Source organism: Streptomyces sp. NPDC004610, from assembly GCF_040609715.1.
In the GTDB taxonomy this organism is placed as follows: domain Bacteria; phylum Actinomycetota; class Actinomycetes; order Streptomycetales; family Streptomycetaceae; genus Streptomyces.
The window spans coordinates 39,795-55,519 of sequence record NZ_JBEXLA010000050.1 but is presented as its reverse complement, the minus strand read 5'-3'; the positions used below and the strand labels follow the sequence as shown (position 1 = coordinate 55,519).

Sequence of the window (15,725 nt, the reverse complement as noted above, 5' to 3'; positions counted from 1 at the left end):
GTAGCTCGGGGGTGGGGGCAGGTGGGGGGGGGTGGGGGGGGGTGGGCCGATCGGGCGGTGCGGGCCGCCCGCCCGGCGTGGCAGCCGCCACCCGCGACCCCCGTCCGTCATGTCATGTGCTCATGCGACCGGTCACCCCTGCCGCCCTCTGCCTCCTCACCACCGCCCTGCTGTCCCCGCTGCCCGCCCCCGCCCAGGCGGCCCCCGCCCCCGCCCCCGCCTGCGGTGACGCCGACGCGCACGGCTTCCCCCTCACCACCCGCATCCACGGCGGCCCGGACACCTACGCCGCCGGGGGCGACCCCGGCACCTGGTACGTCGACGTCACCAACACCACCGACCGCGCCTGCTCCGGGATCCACCCGGTCGTCGTCCTCGTCGACCAGGACCGCGAACTGACCCCCGCCCAGCCCCGGCTGGAGTTCTACGAGGGGCGGCGACCGCATCCGGTCCGTTTCGAGGCGACCGACGCGGACGAGATCGTCGCCCCCTTCGAGGCCGGCGGCTTCCGGGGGTTCACCATCGGGGCGGGACGCACGACCCGGGTCGAGGTCCGGCTGTCGGTCACCTCCGACACCGTGCCCAACGACATCACCGCGACCGCCGCCGTCGTCCAGCGGCAGGGCGACGACGGGGACTGGGTGGGGGAGTCGAACGCCTATCGGTTCCGGGTGGTGGGGGAGACGAGCCGACGGGGGGAGACCGCCGCACGACCCGACAGGGACACGGCGTCCGCTCCACCATCCGCGTCCGCCGCCGCACCGGAAACCACCCCCTCCCCCCGAACCCCCACCACCCTCGCCGACGAACTCGCCCGCACCGGCCTGGGCTCCCCGAGTCAGGCCCTCGCCCTCGCCGTCGCCCTGGTGGTGGCCGGCACCGCGCTCCTCCTGGCCCGGAGGCGCCGCTGACCTCCCCGCCCCCGGCAGCCGCCCCCGGCTGCGCGCGATACCCCGTGATCGGCCGGGTGAAGCCCGGCACTTCCTGATTACCCTGGTGGCGTCGGTACGCCGTGGTTCCGGCGCCCCCGTCCACCCACGTCCCGCACGACGTGACAGGCACCAGGAGTGAACGACCCACATGGCAGACCGCAAGCCCATCGACTCATGGCTGACCGACATGGACGGCGTCCTCATCCACGAGGGCGTGCCGATCCCCGGCGCCGACGCGTTCGTCAAGAAGCTCCGCGAGTCCGGCAAGCCCTTCCTGGTGCTGACCAACAACTCCATCTACACGGCCCGTGACCTGCACGCCCGCCTCAACCGCATGGGCCTGGACGTGCCGGTGGAGAACATCTGGACCTCGGCCCTCGCCACCGCCGAGTTCCTGGACGACCAGCGGCCGGGCGGCTCGGCGTACGTCATCGGCGAGGCCGGCCTCACCACCGCGCTGCACGACATCGGCTACATCCTCACCGACCACGACCCCGACTACGTCGTGCTGGGTGAGACCCGTACGTACTCCTTCGAGGCGATGACCAAGGCCGTCCGGCTGATCAACAACGGGGCCCGGTTCATCTGCACCAACCCGGACGAGACCGGCCCGTCCGCCGAGGGCCCGCTCCCGGCGACCGGCGCGGTGGCCGCGCTGATCACCAAGGCCACCGGCAAGCAGCCGTACTTCGCGGGCAAGCCCAACCCGCTGATGATGCGCACCGGGCTGAACGCCATCGGCGCCCACTCCGAGACCAGCGCGATGATCGGCGACCGGATGGACACCGACGTCCTCGCGGGCATCGAGGCCGGGATGCGCACCTTCCTGGTGCTGACCGGGCTGACCACCCCCGCCCAGATCGAGGACTTCCCCTACCGTCCCTCCCAGGTCGTGGACTCCATCGCGGACCTGGTCGACCTGGTCTGACCCGCCCCCGGGCCGGCCGCCGAAACCTCCGCCGCCCCGGAAACAACCCGTACGGAGCAGCCGGACCGCGCGTCAGGATGCGTGGTCCGGCCGCGCGGGGGAACCTCCAGACATCGGGAGGTTCACGATGGGTTCTCCGTACGTCACTCTCCGCTACCCCGCTCTCCGCATCAATCCCCGTCTCGCTCTCCGCACCGGGCTCTCCGCCGCATTCCTGACCGCCCTGCCCCTCACCCCGGCCCCGTCGGCCCACGCGGCGGACGGCACCGGCTCCGACGCCGACGCCGGTACCGTCACGGTCAGTCCCTCCGCCCCGGCCCCCGGCGGGGACATCGCCCTGCGCGTCACCGGCTGCCGGGCCGCCTCCGCCACCGCCGTCTCGTCGGCCTTCGCCTCCGCGGCCCGCCTCAGCGGCTCGGACGGCACCCTCACCGGCCGCACCCGGATCCGCACCGCGGCCGAGGCGGGCGCCCACGCCGTCCGGATCACCTGCGGCGGGCGCACCACCGACGGCAGCGTCCGCGTGACGGACCCCGGCGCCCAGGAGCGCCCCGCCCCCGCCTCACCCACCGCCCCCGGCCACGCGGGCGGCGGCGGCTCCGCGGCCCACCTCGCCACCGGGGCAAAGCCCGACCGGGACGGCGGCCCCGGCGCCGCCCACGCCATCACCGGACTGCTGCTGGCCGGAGCCGCCGCGGTCGCCGTCATACTGCGCGGCGCCCGCAAGAGCCGCCGTACCCCCTGAGGCGGCCGGACCATGCCGGACGAGGAACACCACGAACGCACCGAACGCACCGCGAGCACCGAACGCACCGAACGCACCGAACGCACCAGCCGACTGCTGACCGGCGTCGCCTGCGTCCTGCTGCTGCTCGGCCTGTGGCTCTGGGGCCGCGAGGTCACCGATCTGCGCCAGGGCATATCCGCCCCCACCACCGGCGATGTCGCCGCCGTCGGCCGCCCCGCCACCGCCGCACTCCCCCCACCCGCGCGCCCCCTCACCGGCGCCGCCCCCCAGCGCCTCGACATCCCCGGCATAGCCGTCCGCGCCCCGGTCGTCGCCCGCGGCCTCGACCGCGACGGCGCCATCGACCCCCCGCCCCACGACCGGCCCGGCACGGTCGGCTGGTACGCGGCCGGCGTCGAGCCGGGCGCCGTCGGCACCGCACTGCTGGTCGGCCATGCCGACACCGGCACCCACCCCGCCGTCTTCCACAAACTCGGCACCCTCCAGCCCGGCGACCCGCTCCGGGTGGCCCGCGCCGACGGCACGGTCGCCGAGTTCACCGTCGACGACGTCCAGGTCCTCGGCCGCGACCGCTTCGACGCCCGGCAGGCGTACGGCCCGCGCACCTCCGGCCGGGCCGAACTGCGGCTGATCACCTGCGGCGGCACCGACGACCGCACGGCCCGCGGCTGCACCACGAACGTCATCGTCTCCGCCTACCTCACCGGCACCCGCGACTGACCCCGGCCGGACAGCGGCTGTAACAGCTCCGGGACAGCCCACGACCGGCCTCGTGGGCGGACCGGGACGTATGTCAGGATTGGGCCTCTTGGACGAGTGCACCCAAGGGGGAGTTGCATGTACGGCAGCAGGGGGGCAGGCCGGTTGCGCGCGCCCGTCGCGGCACTGGGCGCGGCGCTGCTGATCGCGGGCTGTTCGTCCGGGAGCGACGGCGACGAACCGAGCGGCGGGATCACACAGCAGCCCAAGGGCGCCGACCCGTTCTGGGTCAACCCGGACAGCAACGCGGCGGAGCAGGTCGCCACCTATGAGAAGGACGGCAAGCAGAGCGAGGCGGACGAGATCCGCAAGATCGCGCAGTACCCGACGGGTGAGTGGATCAGCCCGGAGAGCCCCGAGGACCAGGCCCGCGGCTTCACCGAGGCGGCGGCTGCGGCCGACCGCGAAGCCCTGCTGGTCCTCTACAACATCCCGCACCGCGACTGCGGCCAGTACTCGGGCGGCGGCGCCGCAGACGGCAACGCCTACCGCGCCTGGATCGACGGGGTGGCGGCCGGCATCGAGTCCCGCCCGGCGACGGTCATCCTGGAGCCGGACGCGGTCCTGCACCTGGTCGACGGCTGCACCCCGGGCGAGTTCCACGAGGAGCGCTACGACCTCCTCAACTACGCCATCGAGAAGCTCGGCGGCCTCTCCGCCACCAAGGTCTACCTGGACGCGGGCAACGCGGGCTGGGGCCACCCCGACCAGATCTTCGACCCCCTGAACCGGGCCGGAATCGCCCAGGCCGACGGTTTCTCGGTGAATGTCTCGAACTTCTACACCACCGACGCCTCCATCGCGTACGGCAAGCAGCTCTCGGCCAAGATAGGCAGCAAGCCCTTCGTCATCGACACCAGCCGCAACGGCAACGGCCCCTACACCGAGGGCGACCCCGGCGAACGCTGGTGCAACCCCCCGGGCAGGGCCCTGGGCGAAACCCCGACCACCAAAACGGCCGACCCGCTGGTGGACGCCTATGTCTGGGTCAAGCGCCCCGGAGAATCGGACGGCGAATGCAAGGGCGGCCCCAAGGCGGGCGAATGGTGGCCGGACTACGCCATGAAACTGGCGCAGGCCACAACGCCGGGTTAGGGGCCCGAGAAACCGCGCGAGAAACCGCGCGAGAATCCCGGCGAGCAACCCCGCAAGCAACCGCGCGAGAAACCACAACGCTCCCGCAGCCGATCCACTGGCCGCGGGAGCGCTCTGTTCTCCGCTACGGAATCTGAACCCACTGAGCCTTGCTGGGCGTCCCCTGATCATCCGTGACAAACAGCATGTACCACCCCGCCTGCACCAGATTCCGGCTCTCCGGCACGGTCACCGTCACCTCGTCCCCGGACACCTCCATGTCCAGCGCGATGGACCGCTGATCCACATCCGTGACATGTGTGGAAGCGCTGGGCCGGATCAGCCGCGCGTTCTTCAGCGAAGAAGCGTGCTGGGAGGTGAACGTCGCCGACTCCCCCCGCTCGATACGGTCCGGCCCGCCGGACAACGACGGCTGCGCCCCCTGGTACAGATACGGCGGCGTATAGATCTCGATCCGCTGCTCGAACTCCCCCGGCTTGGTGTTCGCCTTGTCCGCGTAGAGCGAGTCGGAACCGAAGAACATCACCCGCCCGTCCGGCAGCAGAATCGACCCGGAGTGGTAGTTCCGCCCGACCAGCGGATCGGCGACCCGTTCCATCGAGTTCGACGCGGTGTCGTACAGATGGGCCTGGAGGATGTTGGAGTCGCCGCGCCCCCGGTAGTCCTCGGAGCCGCCCGAGATCAGCACGGAGTCGTCGGGGAGGACGGACGCCATCGGATAGCGCGTCCCCTTCTCCAGCGAGGGCCCGTCCACGAATTCGGGGTCGTCGGCCTTCAGATCGGCGATGCGGGTCTTCTCGCTGGACAGCTGCGACTCACCGACCCCGCCACCCCCGATGACCATGTACTTCTCGTCCTGCGCCGGAGGCAGCAGCACACTGTTCGCGGTCTCCAGCATGTTCGCGTCGCTCATCCCGGGCACCTTGGTGAACTCATTGGTGTCCACGTCCCAGATACCGGGGTCGCGCCCCACGTCGTCCGGTCCGTATCCGGCGTTCGCGCCCGAGTAGAAGATCTTCCCGTCCTGCATCAGGAACAGCGCGGGATAGGTCGGGAACTGCCGGACCTCCTCGGTGTACGTCCAGGTCTGCTCCTCGGGGTCATAGACCTCGTTCTTGCCCGGGACGAGCTGCCCGATGTCATCGAGCCCGGAGACACTCAGCACCTTTCCGTCGCTCAGCGTGGTGAGCGTCGGATACCAGCGGGCCTCGTTCATCGGATCGACCTTGATGTACTTCTCGGCGATCGGATCGAACTCATAGGCGTCCCGGATGCCCTGGAAATCCTTCTTGTCCAGTGCGAGTTTCTCCGCGATGCCATAGGTGTTCCGCGAGTCGGCACCGTTCAGGCCCTGCACCCGGTAGTTGTCCTGGGTGCCGGTCTCGTACTTGCTGCCGGACTTCTGCGCCTCGACATAGATACGGCCGAGCCCGGGGTCGTTGCGCAGAAACGCGCCGGTCTCCGGGTCGAAGACCTTCTCCGCGCGCGGCACCAGCACCGGGTCCTTGGAGACAAAGGTCTTGCCGTTCTCCTTGCCGGTGAACTTGGTGCCCGCGGGCAGGGTGATCGGCTTGTCCGGGTTCTCATTGTGGACGACCATCAGGCCACCGGCCTTGGTGACATCGCCCTTGAGCTTCTCGTACCGCTTGGTGCCGCCGGCGATCAGCAGATTGCCGTTGGCGAGCTGGGTGTGCCCGGTGCAGAACAGATCGGTGGGGGTGGGCACCTTCTTGATGGTGTCCTTCACCGGATCCCAGATCCGGGTGTCGAACTTCTTCGCGTCGAAGTTGTCCTGGTCGTTGCCCGACCCGGCGACCAGCAGCACCTTTCCGGTCCGCAGCAGGGCCGCGTGGATGGTGTTCTGCTTGTACTCGTCGGGAAACTCGACGACCTCCCACTTGCCGTTCTCGGCTTTGTACTCGGGTCGGTTGATCTGGTACTGGTGGTATTTCTCCGAGCCGAAGCGGTAGAGCCACGGCCCGTTCATCCCGGCCAGCGCGAGTACCACCACCGTGCCTATCGCGAGTCGACGGGCGCGACGGCGGCCTCCACGGTCGTTCATTCCTTACGTCCCCCAAGTCCACCCAGGGCGATTTGCATGGTCTGGTCATTGCTCGCGGCCGTGCCGGTGGCACTCGGTGCATCCGGTGCACCTGGGCCACCCTGCGGGCCCGGCGCGCCCTGGTCGCCACCGCCCGGCTGCTGACCGGAGGCGGCGGCCCACTGAGGCCGCTGCTGCGGTGGGTGCGACCCGGACGACCCGTGCGATCCGTACGGTGCGGTGTGCGCGCCATGGCGGGGGGTCCCCTGGCCCCCCGTGGGCAGCGGCTGCGGCTGGTACTGCTGGTGCGGTCCCGGGACGGGTACGCCCGCGCCCGCCCCTGTCTCCTGGGGGTCGGCCGGGGCCGGGGCCGGGGGCCGCTTCTTCGCCTCGCGCAGCGACCAGCGCCACGCGAAGATCGGGGTCGCGGTGATCAGCATGGCGAAGATCGCCCAGATGATCATCGCCGGGTGCGCATGGCCGAAGGCGAAACCGGCGCCGATCGACGCACCGAAGATCAGGATGAAGTACCAGTGGTAGCGGAACGTCCCGAACCAGCGGTCCGGGCTGGCCGAGTCGCCCTTGGGCGTCACCACGAACTTGCTCTTGCGCCGCAGCGCCGAGTCGATCAGCGCCTTCGCGTACAGCGGCGCCGACAGCGCGGACATCACCATCCCGGCCACCCCGCCGGAGCCCTCGGGCTCGTGCGGGGAGACATTGTGGCGGCGGTTCCAGACGTACAGGCCGATCTGGAGCGCGGAGGCGTTGCCGTAGAGCATCAGCCACACCACCGGGTCGATGTTCACACCCGAGGCGCCCAGGCCCAGGAACAGGGCGCAGCTGAGCGCGGCCAGGATCCAGTTCAGGGCGGACATCGGATAGAAGATGATCATCATGGTGTAGTTGAAGAGCTTGCTCGGCGGCAGCGAGTACCAGCCCTTCCAGTACTGCTTGAGGATCGTCTCGTACGTCCCGCGCGACCAGCGCATCTGCTGGGTGAAGAAGTCGGTCCAGGCGCTCGGGCCCTCGCCGACCGCGAGGACGTCCGGGGTGTAGACCGAGCGCCACTTGCGGCCCGTGGCCGGGTTCTTCGCCCGGTGGATCTCGAACCCGGTCGCCATGTCCTCGGTGATCGAGTCGTAGAGCCCGCCGATCTGCTTGAGCGCCTTGATCCTGACCGCGTTGGAGGTGCCGACGAACATCGGGGCGCCGTACTTGTTGCCCGCCCGCTGGATCAGGGCGTGGAACAGGAACTGCTGGGACTCGGCGGCCTTGGTGACGAAGGAGTCGTAGTTGCCGTAGACCTGGGGGCCGATGACGAAGCCGACGTCCGGGTCGCGGAAGAAGCCGAGCATCCGCTCCAGATAGTTCGGCAGCGGGACGTGGTCGGTGTCGACGGAGGCGAAGAAGTCGTAGTCGTCGCCGTGCGCCTCCAGCCAGGCGTTGTAGTTGCCGTGCTTGGTCTTGGCGCGGTGCGGGCCCTTGGCCTGGTTCCACTTGGCTATGCCCTTGCGGGAGAAGTGGTGGACGCCGAGCCGGGCGCACACCTCCTTCACATCCGGGTCGTCGCCCTCGTCCAGCAGCCAGACATGCATCAGACCCCGGTGGCGCAGCTTGACGGCCGCCTCCAGGGTCTTGGTCACCATCTCCAGCGGCTCCTTGCCGGGCACGAAGGAGGTGAGGAACGCCACCCGGGTGCCGGTCTCCGGCACCACCGGGACCGGGTCCCGGGCGACCAGGGTGGCGTGCGCGTTGGACAGCACGTTCATACAGCGGAAGAACTCGATCAGACCGATCGAGACCAGCATCACGACATCGAGGGCCGGCAGGAAGTCGTAGGCCGGGTAGTCGCGTTCGGTCCAGTGCGAGGGCTGGAGCAGCCAGGCCAGCAGGACCAGCGACAGCAGGGGGGCCGCGGCCAGCATCAGGGCCACGCGTATCCGGTGCGGCTCCTGCGAGATCAGGGACCGGTACTGGACCTTGTAGGGCTTGGCGGGGTCGGGCTGGGTGAGGGGGCCCGCGAGCCGGCTGTAGTGCTCGTAGTCGTACCGGGGCAGGGTCTTCTTGATGCGGCGGAAGGCACCCGTGTTGCCGGTGCGGAGCGAGTCCACCCTGAGCTGGGTGGTCTGGGACGGGTCCGAGTCGTCCCGGGCGCCCGTCGGCCTCGACGTCATGAGTCATCCCCCCACACGCGGGTCACCCGCGTGTCTGTCGGTTCGTCTGCCGTCCGCTCGGTCCCCCTCGACCTTCACGGACGTGTGTGTGGTGGGCCACGTCACCACGTCGTCCACACTTTATAGACATGGCGCAGCGCCCTGTCGGTTGCATGATGCCCCCCTCGGCATCGGTTCAGATACGGGCCCCCTTCTCCCGTGCCCTCTCCCGTGCCGAACGGCAACCGGATGCCCCGCCCCCCAACAGGCGCGCCTCCGCCGCCTCTTCCCTGCCAGGGTTCTACGGCGTTCAGCATGATCGCAAGACGCTCTACCCGGTATTTATCGGTCATGTGTGATGAAAGTGATATGGGTGCGGAGCCGGGCAGCTGTGTTCCGTGCGGTGTCCGCGGTGTTCCGTGCGGTGTTCCGTGCGAACGGGGAAAGCGAGCAGGCCCCCTCCGGATGGAGGGGGCCTGCTCGTGTCGTGCGCCGCCAGGGACTCGAACCCCGGACCCGCTGATTAAGAGTCAGCTGCTCTAACCAACTGAGCTAGCGGCGCCTGCTGACCCCGGAAACTTTACCGGACCGCCGGGGGTGCTCCCTACCGCGGACGGCCATGGACGGCCACGGACGGCCGTCCCGCGGCGCTCCCCGCCCCCTCCCGGACCGCCGGATTACATCATTCGGACCGTCAGAATGCGCGCCGGGGTGACAGTTGGGAAAGGCTGATCATGTGCACAGGTGCGGAGAAGTCGAGCAGAAGTGTGAGGGGAATCGCATGAAGCCTCCGGTGTTCGAGGAAATCGAACCGGCGGGCGATTGCGATTGCCCCGGCTGCCGCCACTGGCGGCCCCTCGCGGGATTCTCCCCGCGGTCAGCGTATGGATCCCCGGGCGCGTCGCGGGGCGCCCATCGGGCCGTGGTGGTGGCCGTCGCTGCCGCCGCCACCCTCGGCGCCGGGCACGCCCTGCCCGCCGTCGCGGCTCCCCAGGCCCCCGGCCGGCCCGCTGTTCCCGCAGCTGACGAGCCGGACACCCCGCAGGGCGGCAAGGCCCCGCTGCACGGTCCCGGCGGCCGTCCGGCGCCCCAGGTGGAGCCCACGCCGGGTTCGATCACCCGGGCCGAGATCATCAACCGGGCCAAGACCTGGGTCGCGGCGAAAGTGCCGTACAGCATGACGGAGTACTGGACCGATGGATATCGGCAGGACTGCTCGGGCTATGTCTCGATGGCCTGGAAACTCGCCGGGAACGAATGGACCGGGTCCCTGGACAAGTACGGGGTGAAGATTTCCAAGGAGGAACTCCAGCCCGGCGACATGCTGCTCTTCCACAATCCCGCGAACCCCGAGAAAGGCTCGCACGTCGTCATTTTCGGCGGCTGGACGGACTACACCCACACGTACTACACCGCCTATGAATCCACCCGCCCCCACGCCCGCAAACAGTCGACGCCCTATGCCTACTGGTCGAACTCGGACCGTTACGTCCCGTACCGCTACAAGGGCGTGGCGGTGACAGAGGGCACGGGCACGGGCTCCGGTAGCGGAACCGGTACGGGCTCCGGCACGGGCACGGGCTCCGGTAGCGGTACCGCTACGGGTACGGGCTCCGGTGCCGGCGGGAAGCAGCCCGTGGCCGCCAAGCCGCAGACCCCCGCCCCGGCGGCCACCCCGTTCCCGGGCGCGGCGTCCTTCGGGCCGGGCGCCAACAACAAGTACGTCACCCAGCTCGGCCGGATGCTGGTCAAGCGGGGCGGTGGCCGGTTCTACACCTCGGGCCCCGGCCCGGTGTGGACGAACGCCGACCTCCGGGCGACCCAGGCGTTCCAGCGGGCCCAGGGCTGGACGGGCACCGCCGCCGACGGCATCCCCGGCCCGAGGACCTGGGACCTGCTGGTGACGGGCAAGGGCAGGAACATCCCGGCGGCAGCGGCGGCGGGCCCCCAGGCCCCCACGAAGTCCAAGCCCCCGGCGCGGCCCACACCCGCGTCCGCCAAACCGCAGGGGCGGGTGCCCGCCTACCCCGGCGGCGCGGTCTTCCGCCCCGGCGTGAGCAGCCCGTCCCTCACCCAGCTGGGAAAGCAGCTGGTCAAGAAGGGATACGGCCGTTTCTACACCACCGGCCCCGGCCCGGTCTGGGGCGAGGCGGACCGCCGCGCGGTCGAGGCGTTCCAGCGGGCGCAGGGCTGGCGCGGCGCGGCGGCGGACGGCTACCCGGGCCCGGAGACCTGGCGCCGCCTGTTCCGCTGAGCGCGACGCGCCCCCGACCGACCACCCCCTTCCCCTGATCCGCACCGTCCTGACGCATCCGGCGCGGAGGCTGGAGGCACTCATGAACCCCCCGAACACCCCTCACGACACCCCTGTGGACGATCACCCCTCCCCGGACCTCGCGGAGGTCCCCGAGCCGCCGTGGCCGGGCCGTCCGTCGCCCCGGCTGATCCAGAACGAGGTGACCACCGAGATCCCGGTCCACCTCCTCTTCCGCGACGACCCCGACCCCGAGCCGGTGCCGCTGCGCCCGGCGGTGGTGAACCGGCGCCAGGGCACCGGCGAGCAGCCGCGCGTACGGCGCCCGGTACCGGCGAAGGCCCGCCCGGTGGCGCAGGTCGATCCGGAACTGGCCGAACGTCCGGCCCGGGTGCTGCCCGCGACGGCCGGGGTGCTGGCCGGGCTGTGCGGCGCGGCCGGCTGTGTGGCCACCTCGTGGTGGGCCGGGGTGCTGCCCCCGCCGACCGGGGCGGCGCTCGGTCTCCCGGCCGCCGGGGCGGGGGCCGGGCTGGGTCCGGCGCAGTGGGCGGCGTACGCGGGCGCCGGGGCGCTGGGGCTGTTCGGCTTCGGCGGGCTGGCCCGGGGCGGGACCGGGCGGGCCTGGGTGCTGGGCCTGTTCGGCCGCTACCGCGGGACGGTCCGCCGCACCGGTCTGATGTGGGTGAACCCGCTGCTGCTGCGCCGCCGGGTGGATGTCCGGCTGCGGCACTGGCGCAGCGAGCCGCTGCACGCGGCCGAGCCCGGCGGGGTCGCGCTGCGGGTGGTGGTGCTGATGGTGTGGCGGGTACGGGACACCGCGCGGGCCGTCCTGGGGGTCGAGGACCACGAGGGTTATCTGCGCGAGTGCGTGGAGGCGGCGCTGGCCCGGGTCCCGGTGGAGATGCCGGGCACCGCGCGGGCCTCGGTGGCGGGGGAGTCCCTGACCCGGCTGGTCTCGGCGGACGCGGCGGCGGTGGGCCTGGAGGTCTTCTCGGTCCAGCCGGTACGGGTGGAGTACGCGCCGGAGGTGGCGGCGGCGATGCACCGCCGCCGGATCGCCGCGCTGGACGCCCAGCAGCGGGCGTCCATGCTCACCTCGGTCGTCGACTCGGTCGAGGACACGGTCACCCGGCTGACCATGCGCGGCCTGGTGGAACTCGACGACTACGAACGCAAGGTCCTGGTCCGCGACCTGACGGTCGCCTTCTGCTCGGGCCGGGCGGGGGGCGACACCGCGCACTGACCTGCGCCGCCCGACGGGGTCCGCCCCCGTACAACGCCTCGCGCGCCCTCACCCCCACCCCCGGCCTCCCCACGGCAACACCACCCCCCGTCCACACCATCCCCCCACCACGGTCACGCCCTCGCACAGGTGCCGCACAGACGCCGCTGACACGTGCCCTGCCTGGGCCCGGGTTCCGAGATTGGTATGGACATGTTCAACTCTCGGCAATACATTGATGCTTGGTCTAGACCTGCACGGCTCACGGAACACCCCCACGTTTCACCCCCACGTTCTCTCCAGGAGCGGCAGATATGCGCACTAGGACCAAGCTGTACGCCGCCGCGGTCGGAATGGCGACCACCGGAGCCCTCGTGCTCTCGTCCGGCGGTGCCTCCAGCCACGGCTACACCGATCTCCCCCTCAGCCGGCAGAAGGCGTGCCAGAACGGCACCGTCACCAACTGCGGCAACATCCAGTGGGAGCCGCAGAGTGTCGAGGGGCCGAAGGGCTTCCCGTCCAGCGGCCCCGCCGACGGCTCCATCTGCAACGCGGGTCTGGGGCAGTTCTCCCAGCTCAGCGCGCCGAGGACGCCGTCCGGTGCGGCCTGGCCCGCCACTCGGGTGACCGGCGGTCAGAGCTACAGCTTCCGCTGGCAGTTCACCGCCATGCACGCCACGAGCGACTTCAAGTACTACATCACCAAGCCGGGCTGGAACCAGACCCGCAACCTCACCCGGGCCGACCTCAACCTGACCCCGTTCCTCACCGTCCCCTACAACGGGCAGCGCCCGCCGTCCACCCTGTCCCACTCGGGCACGATCCCCTCGGGCCTGAGCGGACGGCATGTCATCGTGGCGGTCTGGAGTGTCGCCGACACGACGAACGCCTTCTATGCCTGCTCGGACGTCACCTTCTGACGCAGGCCGGGCTGACCCCCGCGCACGCCGGCACCGCTCCCCGGTGCCGGCGTGCGACCCCCCTGCCCGAGCGGGCCGTCCCGTACGTCCCGGCCGCCGAGGACGCCCGGACATACGTCGAAGGGCCCCTCACTCCCACGAGAGGCCCTTCGTCGGTGCGCCGCCAGGGACTCGAACCCCGGACCCGCTGATTAAGAGTCAGCTGCTCTAACCAACTGAGCTAGCGGCGCATGACTCCCGCCGGACCGCTTCCGCGGCCGACGACAGAGAAAATAATACCCGCTCCCCGGGAGTGCTTCCGCCCCCGCCGAGGGGGCCGGTGCGCGGAGCCGAGCCGGGTGAGCGCCTCGCCGGTGACATGGGTGCCGTCGGCGGTCCGGCGGATCGGATCCTCTCCGCGACACCCGGCCCGCACCCGGAGGGGAGCGGTTGTCGGCGAGTACGCACCCGGAGGGCGCCGCCCTCGCCCTCCGTCCTCACAGCACCGCGCCCAGGAACTCCCGGGTCCGGGCCTGCTCCGGGTCGCCGAAGATCTGCTCCGGCGGACCCGCCTCGATCACCCGGCCCGCGTCGAACATCAGCACGCTGTCGGAGATGTCCCGGGCGAAGTTCATCTCATGGGTCACGCACAGCAGCGTGATGTCCGTACTGCGGGCGATGTCCCGCAGTACGTCCAGCACCCCGGCCACCAGCTCCGGGTCCAGCGCCGAGGTCACCTCGTCCAGCAGCAGGATCTCCGGGCTCATGGCCAGCGCGCGGGCGATGGCCACCCGCTGCTGCTGACCGCCGGAGAGCTGGGTCGGACGGGCGTCCACCTTGTCGCTCAGCCCGACCAGCTCCAGCAGCTCACGGGCCCGCGCCTCGGCCCGGTCGCGCTCGATGCCCAGCACATTGACCGGGGCCTCGGTGATGTTCCGCAGCACATTCATGTTCGGGAAGAGATTGAACTGCTGGAAGACCATCCCGATCTTCTTGCGGATCTCCCGCTGATACTTCTCACTCGCCGGCTTCAGCCGCCCGTCCGGCCCGCCCGGCATATGGGACAGCGGGGTGCCGTCCACCGTGATGGTCCCCGAGCTGACCTGCTCCAGCGTCATCAGCAGCCGCAGGATGGTGGTCTTGCCCGAGCCGCTCGGCCCGATCAGCGTCACATGCCGGCCGCGCTCCACGGCGAAGTCCAGCCGGTCGAGCACCACATGGTCGCCGTACCGCTTGACGACCTGGTCGAACTCGATCAGATGGCCGGCCGGCGCGGCGGTCTTCCGCAACGGGTCGGTGGCTCGGGTGGCGTCGGCGTCAGTGGGCAAGGCGCTTCTCCAGTCGTCTCATCAGAAGCGAGGTCGGGTAGCTCGCCAGCAGGAAGATCAGGCCAGCGAGGGTGAAGGTCTCGACGTAGGCGAAGTGGTACGCCCCGTACTCCCGGGCCTCGGCGACCATCTCGGTGACCGTGATCACGGCCAGGAAGGGCGTCTCCTTGAACATGGAGATCGCGTAGTTGCCCAGCGCGGGCAGCACATTGCGCACGGCCTGCGGCAGGATCACCGACTGCCAGGTGCGCCGGGGCGACAGCGACAGCGCCCGGGACGCCTCCCACTGCCCCGCGGGCACGGCGTCGATCCCGGCCCGGTAGACCTCGGCCAGATACGAGGCGTAGTGGATGCCCAGCACCACCACCCCGATGGTCAGCGGATCGACGGTGTTGAACACCGCGTAGGCGCCGACCAGCTGCACCAGCAGCGGGGTCGACCGCACGAACTCCATGACCGCCTTCACCGGCAGCGACACCAGCCGGGTCGGCGCCCGTACGGCGAGGGCCACCACCAGCCCCAGCACCGCCGCCACCAGCGTGCCCAGCACCGTCGCCAGCAGCGTCGTCCGGAACCCCTGCCAGAGCAGCGGCAGCGAGTCGCGTACGGCGTTCCAGTCCCAGTCGTAGTTCATCGCGCGCCTCCCGCCGTCGCGCCCACCTTCGCCACCCCGGGCCGCGCCCGCCGGTCCCTGCCCCCGGTCAGCCGGGCCTTGGCGTGCCGCTCCAGGGCGTTCATCAGCAGCGTCAGCGCGTACGCCAGCACGAAGTACATGACCAGCAGGGTCAGATACGCCGCCGCCGACTCACCGGTACGGTCCCGCATCTGCTGCACGACCGTGGTCAGATCGGCCGCCGAGATCAGCCACAGCAGCGGCGTGCACTTCAGCAGCTGGATCAGCAGATTGCTGAACGACGGAATCATCTGCGGCCACGCCTGCGGCAGGATCACCCGCCGCATCCGCTGCCCCGGAGACATGTTCAACGCGACCGCCGCCTCCCACTGCGCCTTCGGTACGGCGTTCAGCGCGCCCCGCACCACCTCGGAGCCGTAGGCCCCGTAGTTGAGGCCGAACGCCACCACCCCGCACAGCAGCGGCGACAGCTCGTACCCGACGAGCAGCGGAAACGCGTAGTACAGCCAGAACAGCTGGACATAGAGCGAGGTGCCGCGGAAGAACTCCACCGCCACCCGGGACAGGCCCCGCACCGCCACCGGTCGGGCGCGTGTCATGAACCCGAGGGCGAAGGCCAGCGCGAGCGCCAGCGCCGAGCCCAGGACGGTGGCCGCGACGGTCACCCCGAGGCCCGACCACACATCGGGCAGATGGCCGAAGAAGTAGGAGTAGAAGTCACCCATGCGCGCG

At 70.8% G+C, this 15,725-nt stretch carries 13 protein-coding genes and 2 tRNA genes; 8 read left to right on the top strand and 7 right to left on the bottom strand.

Going from position 1 to position 15,725, the window contains the following annotated elements; all coding sequences use genetic code 11:
- Positions 1 to 122: 122 nt before the first annotated feature.
- From ABZX40_RS37610 to ABZX40_RS37590, 5 genes are all read left to right on the top strand, one after another.
- Positions 123 to 911: an LPXTG cell wall anchor domain-containing protein gene (locus ABZX40_RS37610; RefSeq protein ID WP_355738719.1), complete on the top strand. Its 789-nt coding sequence runs from the start codon at positions 123 to 125 to the stop codon at positions 909 to 911.
- Between the two features lie 169 nt (positions 912 to 1,080).
- The gene (locus ABZX40_RS37605) at positions 1,081 to 1,860 is read left to right on the top strand and encodes an HAD-IIA family hydrolase (protein WP_355738722.1); all 780 of its coding nucleotides are present in this window, start codon (positions 1,081 to 1,083) and stop codon (positions 1,858 to 1,860) included.
- A gap of 127 nt (positions 1,861 to 1,987) precedes the next feature.
- Positions 1,988 to 2,605 carry a hypothetical protein gene (locus ABZX40_RS37600; protein ID WP_355738725.1) on the top strand — a complete coding sequence of 206 codons (618 nt, stop codon included), beginning with the start codon at positions 1,988 to 1,990 and terminating at the stop codon, positions 2,603 to 2,605.
- 12 nt (positions 2,606 to 2,617) lie between these two features.
- Positions 2,618 to 3,328, top strand: a complete 711-nt coding sequence (locus ABZX40_RS37595; protein ID WP_355738728.1) for a class F sortase — start codon at positions 2,618 to 2,620, stop codon at positions 3,326 to 3,328.
- Between the two features lie 117 nt (positions 3,329 to 3,445).
- Complete coding sequence (locus ABZX40_RS37590) at positions 3,446 to 4,462, top strand: glycoside hydrolase family 6 protein (RefSeq protein ID WP_355738730.1); 1,017 nt, start codon at positions 3,446 to 3,448, stop codon at positions 4,460 to 4,462.
- A 124-nt stretch (positions 4,463 to 4,586) separates the two neighbouring features.
- Here the strand turns inward: ABZX40_RS37590 and ABZX40_RS37585 are convergent, their stop codons facing one another.
- From ABZX40_RS37585 to ABZX40_RS37575, 3 genes are all read right to left on the bottom strand, one after another.
- Positions 4,587 to 6,524 (bottom strand): kelch motif-containing protein, encoded by a 1,938-nt coding sequence (locus ABZX40_RS37585; RefSeq protein ID WP_355738733.1) that lies wholly within the window; start codon positions 6,522 to 6,524, stop codon positions 4,587 to 4,589.
- Positions 6,521 to 8,677 (bottom strand): glycosyltransferase family 2 protein, encoded by a 2,157-nt coding sequence (locus ABZX40_RS37580; protein WP_355738735.1) that lies wholly within the window; start codon positions 8,675 to 8,677, stop codon positions 6,521 to 6,523. Before ABZX40_RS37580 ends, ABZX40_RS37585 begins: the two co-directional genes overlap by 4 nt.
- A 467-nt stretch (positions 8,678 to 9,144) precedes the next feature.
- A tRNA-Lys gene (locus ABZX40_RS37575) sits at positions 9,145 to 9,218 on the bottom strand.
- Positions 9,219 to 9,437: 219 nt separating this feature from the next.
- Between ABZX40_RS37575 and ABZX40_RS37570 the strand changes: the two genes are divergently transcribed.
- The 3 genes from ABZX40_RS37570 (at position 9,438) to ABZX40_RS37560 (ending at position 13,052) form a co-directional block, all read left to right on the top strand.
- On the top strand, positions 9,438 to 10,910 hold the full coding sequence (locus ABZX40_RS37570; protein WP_355738738.1) for a peptidoglycan-binding protein: 1,473 nt from the start codon (positions 9,438 to 9,440) through the stop codon (positions 10,908 to 10,910).
- Between the two features lie 82 nt (positions 10,911 to 10,992).
- Positions 10,993 to 12,153: an SPFH domain-containing protein gene (locus ABZX40_RS37565; RefSeq protein ID WP_355738741.1), complete on the top strand. Its 1,161-nt coding sequence runs from the start codon at positions 10,993 to 10,995 to the stop codon at positions 12,151 to 12,153.
- A 293-nt stretch (positions 12,154 to 12,446) separates the two neighbouring features.
- Complete coding sequence (locus ABZX40_RS37560; protein ID WP_355738744.1) at positions 12,447 to 13,052, top strand: lytic polysaccharide monooxygenase; 606 nt, start codon at positions 12,447 to 12,449, stop codon at positions 13,050 to 13,052.
- A gap of 156 nt (positions 13,053 to 13,208) precedes the next feature.
- Here the strand turns inward: ABZX40_RS37560 and ABZX40_RS37555 are convergent.
- The 4 genes from ABZX40_RS37555 to ehuC form a co-directional block, all read right to left on the bottom strand.
- Positions 13,209 to 13,282, bottom strand: a tRNA-Lys gene (locus tag ABZX40_RS37555).
- 246 nt (positions 13,283 to 13,528) lie between these two features.
- Positions 13,529 to 14,320, bottom strand: coding sequence for an ectoine/hydroxyectoine ABC transporter ATP-binding protein EhuA (gene ehuA, locus ABZX40_RS37550; RefSeq protein ID WP_355738873.1), 792 nt, complete (start codon positions 14,318 to 14,320; stop codon positions 13,529 to 13,531).
- Positions 14,321 to 14,348: 28 nt separating this feature from the next.
- On the bottom strand, positions 14,349 to 14,993 hold the full coding sequence (ehuD, locus tag ABZX40_RS37545; RefSeq protein ID WP_355738747.1) for an ectoine/hydroxyectoine ABC transporter permease subunit EhuD: 645 nt from the start codon (positions 14,991 to 14,993) through the stop codon (positions 14,349 to 14,351).
- On the bottom strand, positions 14,990 to 15,718 hold the full coding sequence (gene ehuC, locus ABZX40_RS37540; RefSeq protein ID WP_355738750.1) for an ectoine/hydroxyectoine ABC transporter permease subunit EhuC: 729 nt from the start codon (positions 15,716 to 15,718) through the stop codon (positions 14,990 to 14,992). The genes ehuD and ehuC overlap by 4 nt, the downstream gene beginning before the upstream one ends.
- Positions 15,719 to 15,725: the final 7 nt, after the last annotated feature.

Coding starts and splice junctions, on each gene's coding strand:
- ABZX40_RS37610 (WP_355738719.1), top strand. CDS start 123: ATGCGACCGGTCACCCCTGCCGCCCTCTGCCTCCTCACCACCGCCCTG.
- ABZX40_RS37605 (WP_355738722.1), top strand. CDS start 1,081: ATGGCAGACCGCAAGCCCATCGACTCATGGCTGACCGACATGGACGGC.
- ABZX40_RS37600 (WP_355738725.1), top strand. CDS start 1,988: ATGGGTTCTCCGTACGTCACTCTCCGCTACCCCGCTCTCCGCATCAAT.
- ABZX40_RS37595 (WP_355738728.1), top strand. CDS start 2,618: ATGCCGGACGAGGAACACCACGAACGCACCGAACGCACCGCGAGCACC.
- ABZX40_RS37590 (WP_355738730.1), top strand. CDS start 3,446: ATGTACGGCAGCAGGGGGGCAGGCCGGTTGCGCGCGCCCGTCGCGGCA.
- ABZX40_RS37585 (WP_355738733.1), bottom strand. CDS start 6,524: ATGAACGACCGTGGAGGCCGCCGTCGCGCCCGTCGACTCGCGATAGGC.
- ABZX40_RS37580 (WP_355738735.1), bottom strand. CDS start 8,677: ATGACGTCGAGGCCGACGGGCGCCCGGGACGACTCGGACCCGTCCCAG.
- ABZX40_RS37570 (WP_355738738.1), top strand. CDS start 9,438: ATGAAGCCTCCGGTGTTCGAGGAAATCGAACCGGCGGGCGATTGCGAT.
- ABZX40_RS37565 (WP_355738741.1), top strand. CDS start 10,993: ATGAACCCCCCGAACACCCCTCACGACACCCCTGTGGACGATCACCCC.
- ABZX40_RS37560 (WP_355738744.1), top strand. CDS start 12,447: ATGCGCACTAGGACCAAGCTGTACGCCGCCGCGGTCGGAATGGCGACC.
- ehuD (WP_355738747.1), bottom strand. CDS start 14,993: ATGAACTACGACTGGGACTGGAACGCCGTACGCGACTCGCTGCCGCTG.
- ehuC (WP_355738750.1), bottom strand. CDS start 15,718: ATGGGTGACTTCTACTCCTACTTCTTCGGCCATCTGCCCGATGTGTGG.